Here is a 13,920-nt window from a genome sequence, read left to right as displayed (position 1 = left end):
CTTTTTCGCGCAAGTCATCGTCAATGAGGTTGTGCCGGGCAATCACTTTATCGGTGGTGGCCCGCTTCGCGAAGAGCAGATATTCGTGCACGGACACATTCGTGCCGGACGTAGCGATGAGCGTAAGCAGCTTCTGCTCGTCAAGATTCGCGATTGCGTGATGGCGGTCGCTCAGGTCGAGCGCCGCTATGTCTGGGTCTACGTGTCCGAGATTCCGCCTAACCAGATGATCGAATATGGACACGAACTTCCACAGCCCGGCCAGGAGGATGCGTGGCTGGACGGTCTTCCCGAAGCGGATCGGAAATATCTGCTGAGCCTCGGGCACTGATGCGCTGTTGGCGCTAGCGCTCTTGCGCGCGCGCCTTGTCATACGCAACGAGAAACTCGTCGGACGAGACTCGGTCAGCAAGCGCTCGCAGCTGCGACGCCGACTTCGGGCCCAGCACCTTTTCTACGCGGTTGTTCGCTTCGGTCCATCGTCCATGCGCCTCGCGAAGCCGTGTCATGCCAGTAGACGTCAAAGCGACACGTTTTGCACGGCCGTCTTGCTCGTGCGGCCGCAACTCGACCAATCGATCACGCACGAGCGGCCTCAGTGCATGCGTCACCGCGGAAATTTGTATGGCGAGTTTCGCCGACAGGTCCTGCACGGTCGGCGGCACGCCATCGTTGCCCGACGCCAGTCGATCGATCTCGGCCAGCAGGGAGACCTGCGTCGACTTGAGTCCGACTTCGGCGAATGCATCGTCGTACAGCATGCCAAGCCGGCGAGCTGCCAGCCTGAGGGCCGTGTTCGTGCATGCCAGTTCGTCGAGGAAGTCGATGTCCGCGACGCTCACGTTTTTGGATTTGGCCATGGGTAGTGTTTCGCTGGAATGTTCGCCACCTTGCAAGGATGGTTGAGTACGACACTATTGACAAGCGTTATCGGCGTCGCATTATACTTGAGCCATCAACTAGTTTGTTGACGGCTCAACCTAATTGTAGGGCAATTGAAATATCGCCGCTTTGGCAGGTGCCTCGGTCAGTGTCGAAGCATTGGCTCAGCGAGACAGAACCTCTTCAAGGACTATCAGACATGACTACGGCACGAGAGCTTTTCCAGCAGTTCACCGAAAGCCTGCAGAATCCCTATGTCGCGACGGAGTGGTGCCTCGCCCTCTTCGCCGACGATGCGGTGTTCGAATTCCCTTATGCTCCGACCCTCGGACTACCTGCGCGATACGAAGGCAAGGAACAGATCGGAGCGCTGCTCGAGATGATCCGGACTGCGATTCCTCCATACCTCGTCAGTCACGTGGTACTGCACGATATGAAGAGCGAGGCCGAGCTGTTCGTGGAATACCGTTCTGACGCGCGGGTCGCACAAACAGGCGCTCGCTATTCGCAGGACTATGCGAGCTATCTCGTGGCCGAGAACGGCAAGATCAAGGTGCTGCGCGAGTACTTCAACGCGATCTCCAGTGCACGCGCGATTCTTCCTGGCGGGCTTGAAAGCGTGCCGGCAGAAAAATAAAGTAGAGGTCGTCGCGCGGGTTGCACGTGAACGTGCGCGGCCGGGGATAGGTCGCGAGCTGTTTCGCACCTGTGTGTGCAATCCGCGCAAAAGCGCAATAGTCATCAGGAATGTCGATATGTTCAGGATTTCAATGCTCGGTCTCGGTGCGATGGGTTCGCGCATGGCCGCCAATCTCGTCAAGGCCGGCCATCACGTGACAGTGTGGAATCGCACTGCCCAGGCGGCGCAGCCACTTATTGATGCCGGTGCGATAGTCGCCCCCACCCCGAAAGAAGCTGCACGCAATGCGGACTTCGTGATCGCGATGGTGCGCGACGATCGCGCGTCACGCGACGTCTGGCTCGATGCGGACACCGGTGCCGTGAACGGTATGTCGGCAGACGCGGTTGCGATCGAAAGCTCGACGCTGACACCAGAGTGGGTTCGCGAACTTGGCTCGCATCTGGCGACGCGCGCGCTGTCGTTCCTCGAAGCACCGGTCGTTGGCAGCACACCGCAGGCTTCAGCGGCTCAATTGACCTATCTGGTCGGGGGCGACGCCGACACGCTCGTGCGTGCGGAACCCGTGTTGAAGACGATGGGCTCCAGCGTGCATCATGTCGGCGCATTGGGCGCGGCAGCCTTGGCCAAGCTTGCGACCAACACCTTGCTCGGCACCCAGGTCACGGTTCTGGCGGAACTCATTGGAATGCTGCGACGATCAGGGGCGGACGCTGCACGTGTGCTTGAAGTCATCGCCACGACGCCCGTCTGGAGCCCTGTAGCGGCACGTGTGTCGGGACTCATGCTGGCGGGAGATTTCACACCGCAGTTCCCCGTAGAGCTGATCGAAAAAGACTTCGGCTATACGCTGCAGGAGGTGGGTTCGGACGCGACGGCCCCCACGATCGCAGCGTCGCGAGGGGTATTTCGGACGGCAATGGAACAGGGGCTCGGCGACGAAAACATGACGAGCGTCGTGAAGCTTTTCAAGTAGGCAGTTCCGCGCGAATTGGGCAAGGCTACGCTCCACGAGATTGCCCGACTCTTCAATCGCTATGGTTGCACGAGCGTGCGGCAGTGCTTGCGGGGCAACTGTGGCACGTGGGCTCATGGCCTATACGCCGTGTTTTTGACCCTCGTTCGCGAAGAGTGGCACGCCACACTAGCGTCATATTTGGCGTCAGCGGTGGACGCTTCTGAAGATGGCCATCCCAGCGGAGTGCATGGAAGAAAGTGACAAGAATGGCTTGACAAACGGATTGCGAGTTTTTTAATCTACAAACCAACTAGTCGGTAGATTAAGGCGAACCTGTGCATATCAATTCAGATCTTTCGCAACGTGTTGTTGTCGAGCGTTCGAGCTTGGAGTGGGTCGACTCACCTTCGGCTGGGGTTCAACGCCAGTTACTTGAGCGTGATGGAAGCGAAGTGGCAAGGACCACCTCCATCGTGCGTTACGCGCCAGGCTCCGCTTTTGCGATTCATCAACATGAATTGGGTGAGGAAATTCTGGTCCTGGATGGCGTATTCAGCGATGAAACCGGGAGCTTCGGAAAAGGAACGTATATCAAGAATCCACCACGTTCGTCGCACGCACCAAACTCCGCGACGGGTTGCATGCTATTCGTCAAGCTGCGGCATCTTGATCCAGATGACAGCCAACGTACGGCGGTCGACACCCAAAACGGCCAATGGCTTACAGGCCTTGTTCCGGGCCTGTCAGTGATGCCACTTTCCGAGTTCAGTACCCAACGTACGGCAATGGTGCGCTGGGCGCCGGGGACACGATTCAATTCGCATCGACACTACGCCGGAGAGGAAATCTATGTGCTCGAAGGCGTCTTTGAAGATGAGTTTGAACGCTACCCTGCTGGCACATGGATACGCAGCCCGCATCTAAGTGCTCATCGCCCCTTCAGCAATGAAGGCTGCACTATCTTCGTTAAGACGGGTCACTTACCGGTTGGTGAATTGGATAGGGCGCTGATATGAGGCATTTTTCAGAAATTTCGCCGGCCGCTGAGCGCGTGGTTGACGCCGCTGAGGGCTTGATACAGCAGCATGGCTACAATGGCTTCTCGTACGACGACGTGGCTCAGCTAGTCGGCATAAAAAAGCCGAGTATCCACCACCACTTTCCCAAAAAAGAGGACCTCGTTGCTGTAGTCGCGCAGCGCTACACGCATCGGTTTCGTGAGGAGTTGCTGAGCATAGAAGGACAACATGCGAAAGCGCCTGACAGACTCGCTGCCTACGCAACGCTTTTTGAGCGCACCTTTACGAGCGATCGCCGCCTTTGCGTCTGCGGCATGTTGAGCGCGGAATTTGACTCGCTGCCTGGTGCTGTTGCGAGCGAGGTTGATCGGTTTTTTAAAGTCAATCTCGACTGGTTGACCCTTGTCTTTGCTGACGGTCAACGTGCTGCGCTGATCACCTCAAATTCCACTGCAGAGGCCCTTGCAGAGGCGTTGTTGTGCGCGCTGGAAGGCTCGATGGTGGTGGGCCGCGGCATGCGATCGTCACGGGGGCCGGCCGCTGTCGGGGGCAGTTTTCTTTCCACGCTGCTGACCTGAGGTTGGCAATTTTTTTGCAACAAAAACCTACCATCTAGTTGGTATATTATGAGGCGACTATGAACCTTGAATTTCATGGCAAGAAACTGTTGGTCATCGGCGGCACTAGCGGAATAGGGCTGCAAACCGCTCGCATGGTGCTCGAGCAAGGCGGCAGCGTCGTCATCGTCGGTCACCGCGAAGACAAAGCCGAACAGGCCCGCAAGGAGCTGTCGTCGTTGGGAGCTGTGACCGCCCTGACTGCCGATCTTTCGCGCGCCGAAGATGTGAAGCGGCTCCTGCAGACCATCGACGATAGCCACAAGGACATCAACCTGCTAGTCAACGCTGCTGGGGTGTTCTTTCCGAAGGCCTTTCTTGAGCACACGGAGAGTGACTATGAACAATATTTGTCGTTGAATAAAGCGTTCTTCTTCGTCACACAAAAGGTCGCAGCCAACCTTGTCGCCAGCGAGCGTCCCGGCGCTATCGTGAACATCGGCTCGATGTGGGGCAAGCAGGCAATCGCGGCTACGCCGTCGTCCGCGTATTCGATGGCAAAAGCAGGTTTGCACTCACTGACTCAGCACCTGGCGATGGAACTGGCAGTCAAACAGATCCGCGTCAATGCCGTTTCCCCAGCGGTTGTCGAAACACCTATTTACGAGGGCTTTATCCCCAAGGCTGAGGTTCACGGTGCCCTACAGGGATTCAACAGCTTTCACCCAATCGGCAGGGTTGGAACGCCCCAAGACATCGCCGAGGTCGTCATCTTCCTATTGTCGGACAAGGCGGCATGGGTGACGGGCGCAACCTGGGATGTCGACGGCGGCGTGATGGCGGGGCGCAACACCTAATAGGGCACGAAACATGAACACAATGATTAAGAGAACGCCCGATAACGGGATCGACGTGGGCGCATTGCGTGAGTTCACTGCTCAGGTCGCAGCAGAGCCCACCGCAGGAATTGTGTCGTTCGATCGCTCGCACACACTATAAGCAAACTCGTCGGCATGCGTGACCAGCCAAATTTGCGTTCGTCGCGAAGCTCGTTCAATTAACTTGGCCAACGGCTCGTACAAGCTGGGATGAAGACTATTTTCCGGTTCGTTCAACGCAATGAATGCGGGTAATCTTGGAGCGAGAAGCGCGCCAACGAGGCCTAAAAACTTCAAAGTACCGTCCGAAAGCTCCCATTGATTGAATATGCGATTCGAGATGTCCGGATAATTCAATCCGAAAGATGCTTCTCGAGCCGGACGAGGCACGACAAGTTCAGCTCCGGCGAACGCCGTCGCGATCACTTCATCTATATCTGAGGTATCGCCAACTATGTGCTTTGCGCTCGCCAACACAGCAGGCAGGTTCGAACCATCGGAGTTAAGAGTAAGGCTCGTTACAGCTAAGCAAGGCGACCTTAACGGCGATTTAAAATCCGTTCTAATTTCATGATAGAAACGCCAATCCAGCATAAAACGTCGCACGACGTAAATATCCGGATAGCGGCTTGGCTCATCGATTCGGCTCAATGCGGTTTCTGACGCCTGCAAATTCAACGCACGGCTTAAATCAACTTGAGTGGTCGATTCGTCCATAGCTTTGACGTGCGAATTTCGCCGGTGTAGGACTGACCATCGCCGACCTTTGTCAAATACTGACAGTGATTCCTCTTTTATTTGCGGCTCAAATTCAAATGCCGGCCCAGATACGATTTTCTCTCCCCCCTCGAATCGCTGTTCCACCAACCCGAGGGAGACGACGTACTCATAGAGAACATCGTCTGTGCGTTGCACCCCAATTCTCACCGTTAGCGTGATTCTAAGCGGCCCCCTGGGGTGAGCGCGCCCCGTCGAGGATATTGCTGACTGCATTCCGCCTTCTCTCGCGAGCACCGTCGACAAGTCGCCAGCAGCAGCAGCCTGTACTAGCGACAAACAATTGTACAAGGTGGATTTACCGGCGCCGTTGGGGCCTGTAAAAATATTAATTGTCTGCGCAGAAATTTCGACGTCGCGCAATGACCTATAGTTTTCTACCTTGATTGATTTCACTTCAAGCATTGAGCGTGGCCATACTAAATAGGAAATTACGCAGGAATTGCTGACATGCCATCTTTAGCGTTCGAGCCTTCAGACGCGACAACGCGTAAGATCGCGTCGGCCTTTGAAATTGCCGTCGCACGATGGGCGATCGCCAAGACCATTCGACCCGACGATGTAGGCTTGATTGCTCTTAAAACTCGTTCCTCTGTTGCCTCGTCTAGGGCTGAAGTGGCTTCGTCTAATAAAAGAATAGCACTGTCTCGTAACAGAGCGCGGGCTATTGCGATTCGTTGGCGCTCACCGCCTGAAAGCATAAGGCCTCGATCTCCGACTTTCGTTTGTAAGCCATCAGGCAACCTTTCGATCAGTTCAATCAACTCAGCGCGCCCAAGTGCTGCAAGAATTTGATCATTTGTTGCGTCCGGCTTTGCAATTCGAATGTTAAATTCAATGGTGTCGTTGAATAAATATGTTTCTTGAGGAACAAATGCAACGAGCGAATAAAGCTCATCCTCGGAGTAGGTGCTAATATCTCGGTCATTGATCAGAATCGATCCGGTTGATGGTTGCGCTAGACCCAGAATCATACGCGCGATCGTTGATTTTCCAGCACCGGTGGAGCCGACAATCGCCGTCATGGTGCCACCTTTTAAATCTGCAGTTATCGGAGCGCGGCCCCTTGCCTCACCGTAGTCAAAAGAAATTCCTTTAAGCGAGATATCGATACGGTCTGTCTTCAAAGTCCCCGGCTGGAATGAATCTAGACCACGCGATGTGGAGGGTCGATTAAAAATTGTAAAGAAAGGGGCCAATCCTCCCATCGCTTCGGCCATCGACCCAAGCGAACGGGCTAGACCATCGAACGGCGCACATATTTGCATCACATACGCGTTAATCATTACGAAATGTCCCACGCTCGACCGTCCATTTTTTACGTCGAATATAGTTTTTCCCAGGCACACAGCAAGTATTACGATGAATGAAGTTATTCGAACAAGATCAATTTTTGCAGACCGCAAGGAAAATATGAGCCATTGGCTCCGAAGCGCCGCGTGCTGATGAGTGTACTTATCTTCAATTAATTTCCAATTGTTGAAAACTCGCAAAACAATTGCATTTGATGCGACATCTCCGAAAAATCGAGAATTTCCCATGAGCGCGACCACGATTTTCTTGTACAATGCCGCAACTATCTTTGTCGCATTTGCGCTGTACATTAGGTAGCCGATTGCGTAAATAGAAATTAAAGAAATGATGAGCCAGTCTTTGGAGTATCCGAGAACGAAAAACGCGCCGACTAGGTGCGCCGTAACGGGAATAATAGTTTGGACGACGGATTGAACATATGATAAAAGTAGTCTTTTTGCACTCTTTCGGGCGTCATTAGCCCTGCCGCGCAAGAGGTTGCTTCATTGTGCTCACCGTGTTGCAGCTGCGAATTTGCGTGCGTCATCGTAATCATTTCGTTAGAAAATTAAAGGAAAATGAAATGAATTGCGCGGGTGCATAAATGATCTCAACCTTTGCAATCAAAATAAAAAATGCCATTTGTATAAATAATCGTCAATGATTCGCTTGATTGTGGTATTTTGTATGCCAGTGGCGTTTTGTATGCAATCGATCTCTTCGAAAATCTAGTGGCGCGCTGCCAGGCTTTCTTACTTAAATTTATGCGATGAGATTCAGACTAGTCTGAAGCTAGTTATCTCAATTTAATGTCTTGCTATTGATGTATTTCCGAGCTCGATTGCGATGGAGGCCAGTCAAAAAGGCAAAGCCTTGCGTCGAGGTTGCTGTCAATATTTCTGGAGTCGATACTGGAAACGAAACCCGCTGCCTGGCTTGATCATGCGCAGCGATCGCGGCACCCAATGTGCAATACGTGCTCCAATGTGGCAATTTCCTTACTCTTTGTTTATCCGCGCCCACGGCGCTGATCGCACATGGATCGGATACGCGTCGTCGAATCCCACGAGCCGTTCGCTCTCACTGGATGCTGGCTCGAATACCTCTTCGATGATTCGAAAAGAGATGCTTCGTCCAATTCTGCGCGACCCGGTTACGTCTCTTAGAGTGAATTTGGAATCGCCGAACCCACTTTCAGTCTGCTGTTTGCCGACCAGGACGGACCGTAGTTGAAGCGCGAAGAGACATTCGACCTGGTCTGTTGGCGGTCCGAAATGGGTCGACATGCGTCGGCCGCGACAGTCTTCGCACCGCCCGCAACGGCCCGTCGACCATCCCCCCAAAATCGACGACAATCCGAGAGCATCGCCAAATCCAACATCTTCGGAGAGCCCAATGCCAGTGCTTATGTTCAGGTTGATTCTTTACGTCCGTGATGTTGGGTTGTTGAAGTCCTTCTACCAGACCCATTTCGAATTTTTAGTCACTGAAGAAATCGAAAACGAATGGGCGGTGATGAAAGCCGGTGAAATTGAGATTGCTCTCCACAGAGTGGGGGCGCGGTATCGCGAGCTGCCGAAGCGCACGAACACGTCGAATGCAAAAATGGTCTTCTCGGTCGAGTCAGGGCTCTCGGCGTTGCGCGATAAACTATTGCACGCGGGTGTTCGAATGCGTGAGTTGAAACGCTATGACGGCTTCGCTCAGTTGATGTGCGACGGAGAGGACCCCGAGGGAAACGTCTTTCAGCTTTCCCAGGCTGATTAGCTGACGGAATTTCGCCTCGCTGGACACCCGAGACGTCGCTGCTTCGCCCCCGGTCAATGGTCACCTCACCTCTCTGAATGTCCGGTATCGAGTAACTCGACTGTCCCATGTGGATCGACAAGCGAAGTTCGGCTTCCCGAGGATCCGCGTTTTGTCGAACTGGCGCGGACTTCCGTGTTCGGCCATGAAGCGTCATTAGTTCACGTCGACGGTGCGACGTTGAGGCGTCCCGTTTGGCTCAAGGAGCGGACACCCAAGTCAGGCGATGCGACTTTTCCGATCGGCCGTGGCCGACTCTTGGTTAGACAGTTCGGAAAATGCTGCGCCTTCGCACCCAAGGAAAGATCGGCATTGGGACAGGTCACAGCTAGAGCCGGCAGTTGGATTCCGCCACTGTGTTTGCACAAGTCTACGGCCTGGACTCGTCTAACGACGTTGGTAGACAACGCCCTGAACCAGGACCTGATCTGCCTCCGGCTCCTCGTCGAAACGTTTATGCGCCTGGGCAATGGCGATTTGATTTTCGTTCGCCCAATTGACCAATGCCATGACCGGTTTCAACAGCGTTCTTCCCATGTTGGTGAGTTCGTAATCGACACGCGGAGGAATCGTTGGATACATCGTTCGCGTTACCAGTCCGTCGCGTTCCAGGCCGCGCAAGGTCAGTGTCAGCATGCGCTGGGAAATGCCGTCGATGCCGCGCTTCAGTTCGTTGAAGCGCCACGGACCGTTAGACAGCATGGCGACAATGTAGAGGCTCCACTTGTCGCCTATGCGATCCAATATTTCGCGGGTTGCCACACAGCCGCCGGCATCAGGGGCAGGCATATCGGCAGGGAGATCGGTGTGACTTAGTGACATGCGTGTGCCTTCTTGTGAGGACAGGGCAGGACCCATACCATCCTGCGTATGATCGGTAAGTCAGGATAGATAACCGACCTAGTTCTCATTTTATACCTTGGACTGTTATGAGCCACACCCTACTTGTCACGTCCAGCCCGCGCGGGGCTGGCAGCCTGTCCACCCGCTTCGCCACCGAAATCGCTGAAGGCATTCAGGCCCGCTCGGGCGGCCCGTTGACCGTGCGCGACCTAGCCGCGAATCCTCCGCCCCATATTGCACCGGCCTACATCCAAGGCCGGATCACGTCGCCCGGAGATCGCACGCCGGAACAGGTCGAGGCAGTGAAGGTCGCGCAAGAGTTGGTCGATGAGTTGAAGGTCGCTGATGTGATCGTGGTCGGTTCCGGCATGATCAACTTCGGTCTGCCCTCGCAGCTCAAGGCTTGGTTCGATCACGTCACCTGGCCGCGCGTCACCTTCGGCTACGGCGATACTGGGCCGAAGGGGCTGCTGACCGGCAAGAAGGTCTATCTCGTTACCGCTACCGGCGGTGTGTTCTCGGAAGGTGCCTGGGCACCGTTCGACTTTCAAACCAACTATCTGCTGCACCTGCTCGGTTACATCGGCCTGACCGGGGTCGAAGTGGTGCGTGTCGAAGGTACTGTCTTAGGCCCCGATGCGGTGAAGGCTGCCGTCGCCAGCGCCGAAACGGCCATCAATACTTTGTTGGCGAAGGCGGCGTGACCCAATGGCCGGGAAAAAGACCATCGCGCTATTCGGTGCAACCGGGCCGACCGGAAGGCACGTCATCGAGGAAGCTCTGAAGCAGGGCTACAACCTGTCGGTCTATACGCGCGACGCAAGGAAACTCGCGTCGTTCGCGGGAAGGGTGGAAATCGTTGTCGGCGATCTGCAAGACCAGCGCGCCATTGCGAAGTGTGTCCAGGGTGCCGACGCAGTCATTAGCGCGCTTGGTCCCAACAGTCTCAAGGTGCAGGGCGATATGCCGGTCATGCACGGTTTGACCCACATCATCGCCGCGATGAAGCACGCGGGCATGCGCCGTCTTATCCAGATTTCTACGGCTGCCTATCGCGATCCCAGGGATGGCTTTGCCTTCAACACCCATGCGTTCGCGATGTTGTTCAAGGTGATCGCGCGCAAGGGGTATGACGACATCAAGGCGACTGGCGAACTGGTCGCCCATTCCGACCTGGACTGGACGCTGGTACGCATCCCGAATCTCAAGGATGGTCCCGCCGCCGGCGGCGTGGATGTGGGTTGGTATGGAAAAACCAGACTCAGCACGAAGCTCTCCAGAGGCAATCTGGCGAAGTTCCTGGTTGACCAGGTGACCGACAGAAAGTTCGTGCGTGCCGCGCCAGGCATCGCCAACCATTGACGCAGCAACGTCTCGACAAGGTCCACGCCATGAGCGGATTCACCCATGCTGACGTACCCGATCAATCGGGTAAGACCTTTATCGTCACCGGTGCCAACACCGGCATAGGTTTTGAAATAGCAAGTGCGTTGGCGGCGCGCCGAGGCAGAGTGCTTCTCGCGTGCCGCGATGGGGCGAAAGCAGAAGCTGCTATGAGCCGGATTCGTCTGAAGAGCCCTGGAGCAAATCTCGCATTCCTGCCGCTTGACCTCGCAGACCTGACGAGTGTGCGGAACGCAGCAAAACTGGCCGAAAATGAGCCGCGTATCGACGCGCTCATTAATAATGCGGGCGTGCAAGGGCCGAAGCTAAAACACACGACTCAAGGCTTCGAGCTGACATTCGGCGTCAATCATCTTGGCTGCTTCGCGTTTACCGCGCTCACGTTACCCAAGCTCATGGAAACGCCCGGATCACGCATCGTTGTCACGAGCAGCGGTCTGCACAGGAACGCGAAGATCGAGTGGGACGATCTTGATGCGCAGAAGAGCTACAAGTGGATGCCTCGCTATGCAGCCAGCAAGCTGGCGAATCTACTTTTTATCTTTGAGTTGGATCGGCGACTGCGAGCGGCAGGCATACCTGTTACGGCGGTGGCCTGTCATCCGGGACTTGCCGGAACCAACCTTGCGCGCGAAAGCTGGTGGGGCAGCATCGCAATGTCATTCATCGGCCTGTTCTTCAACACGCCGGCTCAGGGCGCGTGGGGTGCGTTGCAAGCGGCGACCGGACAAATAAAGTCAGGCGGCTATTACGGGCCGACGAGAACTTCCGAATTGCGAGGCCCCTCTGGCGAATGCACGCCGTCTAAGGACGCGCGGAGTCCGGAACTCGCAAGACGACTGTGGGACGTATCGGTTCAACTGACCGGAATCGAGGCCGAACTACCTTCAAATTTATAGCGCGAAGATAGGATCACGAGAACATGGCGATGCAGATCGACCTCTATACTGAAATCACATGCCCGTGGTGCATCGTCGGATATCACCGTCTCGACAAGGTGCTGGCGGAGCGTTTTCCTGACCTGGTCGTTGATGTCCGGCAGCATCCCGTCCTGCTGCTGCCTGATGCGCCGGCAGGCGGCCTTTACATTCCCGACCTGCTGCGGTCGCGCTACGGCATCACCGATCCGAAGGTCGCCTTTGCTCGCCCCGAGGGAGAAGCTCGCGCTTCGGGCTTCGACCTGGATCTTGGTCGCCAGCTCTGGGCCTATCCGACCCAGGCGGCTCATGCCGTGATTCTGGCAGCCGCTGGGCGTAGCACGCAGCACAGGCTCGCGGTTGCGATCACCGATGCGTACTTCATCGCAGCGAAGGACATCTCGGATGCAGATGTGCTGGTCGACATCGCAGCCGACTACGGTTTTGATCGCGATCAGGCGCGTGCCATTGCACTTGATCCCAAGCAGCACCGTCGCGTCGAAGAGGAAGCGGCTAGGTCCGCGAATGCCGGTGTCCGTTCGGTTCCTCACTTTGTCTTTGGGGGAAGCATTGCTATTAATGGGGGGCGCAGCGAAGACGAGATTGCTGCGGCGATACACGAAGCTTTGGACGCAATCTCTCTCTGACGCGGCTTCCTCAAATTTAATGACTCGAAACCCGGCCTACACCAGGTCGATAAGGTTTTGCGGAGCTGACGACTGCGGCCGATGCCCGACCAACAAGACCGGCCGTCGGATGACCGCAGTACTTTAAGAAGCGACGAAGGGACCGAGATTCGAGGATCGACCGTAATGAGTTGCGGCAAAGATCCGTCGAATCGGGCTCTGTTTGGCCGAGGCTGTGTGAAAACGTGCTTCGTCGCCTAAACTGAATCAACGCATTCAGGCCAAGTGACTCATGAAGCGATTCGTTGAAGGCGATGACCGCAAGCAGGTCGCACTACTTCCCGAATGCGTTGATGACTATATAGGAGAGGACAACCCAGTGAGGGTCGTGGACGTCTTCGTCGACGAACTCGATCTGGCGTCGCTGGGCTTCGAAGGCGCGTCGCCGGCCAGCACAGGCCGTCCCTCCTACCACCCGGCGGTGATGCTCAAGATCTACATCTACGGGTATTTGAACCGGATTGCGTCCAGTCGACGGCTCGAGCGCGAATGCCAGCGCAATGTCGAACTCATGTGGCTAACCGGCCATTCCCGCGAGACGGGCGAGCGCTTCGAGGGTCCAAGGCCGGCCAGGTTCGGCATGCATCCCTTTCAGAGCAGCGGTGAGTCGGGTATCCGCTAGCGCAAAAAACCATCCAACGCCCTCCGGCTTTTTCATCGCCAAATAAAGGCGAAGCGCCTCAAGCAACATAAGCTGAGCGAGGTGATTCGCTGCCAGGGATGCGCCGGCTTTCTGATCTCGCGCCTCCTTCATCATTCTTTCGATCAGCCAGCTGAGCGTGGCTTGAGCAACCGCTTCCTCGATGTGGACGAGAGCTGGAAGCACCCCAGTAGCGATTCCGCTTGATGCGTATCCACGTCGAATCGGCTTCCCGCGAGGAAGACGTCGCCCCCGTCTTGATGCACGACAATCCCACCGTACTGCGCGTCGGCAAATACGCTGCGAGCGGAGAGAGGCTTGGCATCGATGTCGCTAGCCAGCGTAAAGCCGTGGCCACGCGGCAGAACAAAGCAATCATTTTCACGCAAACGCGTTCTCCCCACGACTCCGTCGAGAGCGAGCCAGCATTCGCCTCGAGTGACGGCATAGCATTTGATGCGACCAAGGTGGCCCGCGAAGCGCACCGCCCACGTACCACCCGCGTCAAAGCCGGCGGTGATATAGCTCTTGGGCTTGAGCAGTGCGATGACGTCGGAAAGTGGGTCCATGGCACGACCATACGATAGCGAAAAGAAAAAATACGCTTGAGTATAGATCGG

At 55.7% G+C, this 13,920-nt stretch carries 15 protein-coding genes and 2 pseudogenes; 12 read left to right on the top strand and 5 right to left on the bottom strand.

Annotation, left to right across the window (positions count from 1 at the left end):
- Positions 1 to 31 precede the first annotated feature (31 nt).
- Positions 32 to 331, top strand: coding sequence for a tautomerase family protein (locus ACMFWR_RS32425; RefSeq protein ID WP_413197495.1), 300 nt, complete (start codon positions 32 to 34; stop codon positions 329 to 331).
- A 13-nt stretch (positions 332 to 344) separates the two neighbouring features.
- Here ACMFWR_RS32425 and ACMFWR_RS32420 read toward each other — a convergent pair whose 3' ends face one another.
- On the bottom strand, positions 345 to 860 hold the full coding sequence (locus tag ACMFWR_RS32420) for a MarR family winged helix-turn-helix transcriptional regulator (protein WP_413197494.1): 516 nt from the start codon (positions 858 to 860) through the stop codon (positions 345 to 347).
- A 221-nt stretch (positions 861 to 1,081) separates the two neighbouring features.
- Here ACMFWR_RS32420 and ACMFWR_RS32415 point away from each other — a divergent pair, with 221 nt between their 5' ends.
- The 5 genes from ACMFWR_RS32415 to ACMFWR_RS32395 all read left to right on the top strand — a co-directional run bounded on the left by ACMFWR_RS32415 (position 1,082) and on the right by ACMFWR_RS32395 (position 4,913).
- On the top strand, positions 1,082 to 1,519 hold the full coding sequence (locus ACMFWR_RS32415) for a nuclear transport factor 2 family protein (RefSeq protein ID WP_413197493.1): 438 nt from the start codon (positions 1,082 to 1,084) through the stop codon (positions 1,517 to 1,519).
- Between the two features lie 118 nt (positions 1,520 to 1,637).
- Positions 1,638 to 2,498 (top strand): NAD(P)-dependent oxidoreductase, encoded by an 861-nt coding sequence (locus tag ACMFWR_RS32410; RefSeq protein ID WP_413197492.1) that lies wholly within the window; start codon positions 1,638 to 1,640, stop codon positions 2,496 to 2,498.
- A gap of 317 nt (positions 2,499 to 2,815) precedes the next feature.
- Entirely contained in the window at positions 2,816 to 3,496 is a 681-nt protein-coding gene (locus tag ACMFWR_RS32405) for a cupin domain-containing protein (protein ID WP_413197491.1), read from the top strand.
- Positions 3,493 to 4,077: a TetR/AcrR family transcriptional regulator gene (locus tag ACMFWR_RS32400; RefSeq protein WP_413197490.1), complete on the top strand. Its 585-nt coding sequence runs from the start codon at positions 3,493 to 3,495 to the stop codon at positions 4,075 to 4,077. Before ACMFWR_RS32405 ends, ACMFWR_RS32400 begins: the two co-directional genes overlap by 4 nt.
- Positions 4,078 to 4,136: 59 nt before the next feature.
- Entirely contained in the window at positions 4,137 to 4,913 is a 777-nt protein-coding gene (locus tag ACMFWR_RS32395) for an SDR family NAD(P)-dependent oxidoreductase (RefSeq protein ID WP_413197489.1), read from the top strand.
- An 81-nt stretch (positions 4,914 to 4,994) separates the two neighbouring features.
- On the opposite strand, the gene ACMFWR_RS32390 is transcribed toward ACMFWR_RS32395, so the two are convergent.
- Positions 4,995 to 6,116, bottom strand: a complete 1,122-nt coding sequence (locus tag ACMFWR_RS32390) for an AAA family ATPase (protein ID WP_413197488.1) — start codon at positions 6,114 to 6,116, stop codon at positions 4,995 to 4,997.
- Positions 6,117 to 6,142: 26 nt separating this feature from the next.
- Positions 6,143 to 7,498, bottom strand: a complete 1,356-nt coding sequence (locus tag ACMFWR_RS32385; protein WP_413197487.1) for an ABC transporter ATP-binding protein — start codon at positions 7,496 to 7,498, stop codon at positions 6,143 to 6,145.
- Between the two features lie 901 nt (positions 7,499 to 8,399).
- On the opposite strand from ACMFWR_RS32385, the gene ACMFWR_RS32380 reads away from it, so the two are divergent.
- Positions 8,400 to 8,771, top strand: coding sequence for a VOC family protein (locus ACMFWR_RS32380; protein ID WP_413197486.1), 372 nt, complete (start codon positions 8,400 to 8,402; stop codon positions 8,769 to 8,771).
- 426 nt (positions 8,772 to 9,197) lie between these two features.
- Here the strand turns inward: ACMFWR_RS32380 and ACMFWR_RS32375 are convergent, their stop codons facing one another.
- Positions 9,198 to 9,632 (bottom strand): winged helix-turn-helix transcriptional regulator, encoded by a 435-nt coding sequence (locus ACMFWR_RS32375; RefSeq protein ID WP_413197775.1) that lies wholly within the window; start codon positions 9,630 to 9,632, stop codon positions 9,198 to 9,200.
- A gap of 107 nt (positions 9,633 to 9,739) precedes the next feature.
- Here ACMFWR_RS32375 and ACMFWR_RS32370 point away from each other — a divergent pair, with 107 nt between their 5' ends.
- From ACMFWR_RS32370 to ACMFWR_RS32350, 5 genes and pseudogenes are all read left to right on the top strand, one after another.
- On the top strand, positions 9,740 to 10,357 hold the full coding sequence (locus ACMFWR_RS32370; protein WP_413197485.1) for an FMN-dependent NADH-azoreductase: 618 nt from the start codon (positions 9,740 to 9,742) through the stop codon (positions 10,355 to 10,357).
- Positions 10,358 to 10,361: 4 nt separating this feature from the next.
- On the top strand, positions 10,362 to 11,015 hold the full coding sequence (locus ACMFWR_RS32365; RefSeq protein ID WP_413197484.1) for an NAD(P)-dependent oxidoreductase: 654 nt from the start codon (positions 10,362 to 10,364) through the stop codon (positions 11,013 to 11,015).
- A gap of 29 nt (positions 11,016 to 11,044) precedes the next feature.
- On the top strand, positions 11,045 to 11,956 hold the full coding sequence (locus ACMFWR_RS32360; RefSeq protein ID WP_413197483.1) for an oxidoreductase: 912 nt from the start codon (positions 11,045 to 11,047) through the stop codon (positions 11,954 to 11,956).
- Between the two features lie 23 nt (positions 11,957 to 11,979).
- Positions 11,980 to 12,621: a DsbA family oxidoreductase gene (locus ACMFWR_RS32355; protein ID WP_413197482.1), complete on the top strand. Its 642-nt coding sequence runs from the start codon at positions 11,980 to 11,982 to the stop codon at positions 12,619 to 12,621.
- A gap of 271 nt (positions 12,622 to 12,892) precedes the next feature.
- Positions 12,893 to 13,186: pseudogene (locus tag ACMFWR_RS32350) on the top strand (transposase); the annotation flags it as partial.
- On the opposite strand, the pseudogene ACMFWR_RS32345 reads toward ACMFWR_RS32350, so the two are convergent.
- Positions 13,178 to 13,869, bottom strand: a pseudogene (locus ACMFWR_RS32345) (cupin domain-containing protein). The pseudogenes ACMFWR_RS32350 and ACMFWR_RS32345 sit on opposite strands and share 9 nt — an antisense overlap.
- Positions 13,870 to 13,920: the final 51 nt, after the last annotated feature.

It is taken from the genome of Pararobbsia alpina, assembly GCF_965118125.1.
GTDB lineage: Bacteria > Pseudomonadota > Gammaproteobacteria > Burkholderiales > Burkholderiaceae > Pararobbsia > Pararobbsia alpina_A.
Note: the sequence above shows the minus strand (reverse complement) of the source record. Positions and strands in the feature narration are given on the sequence as shown.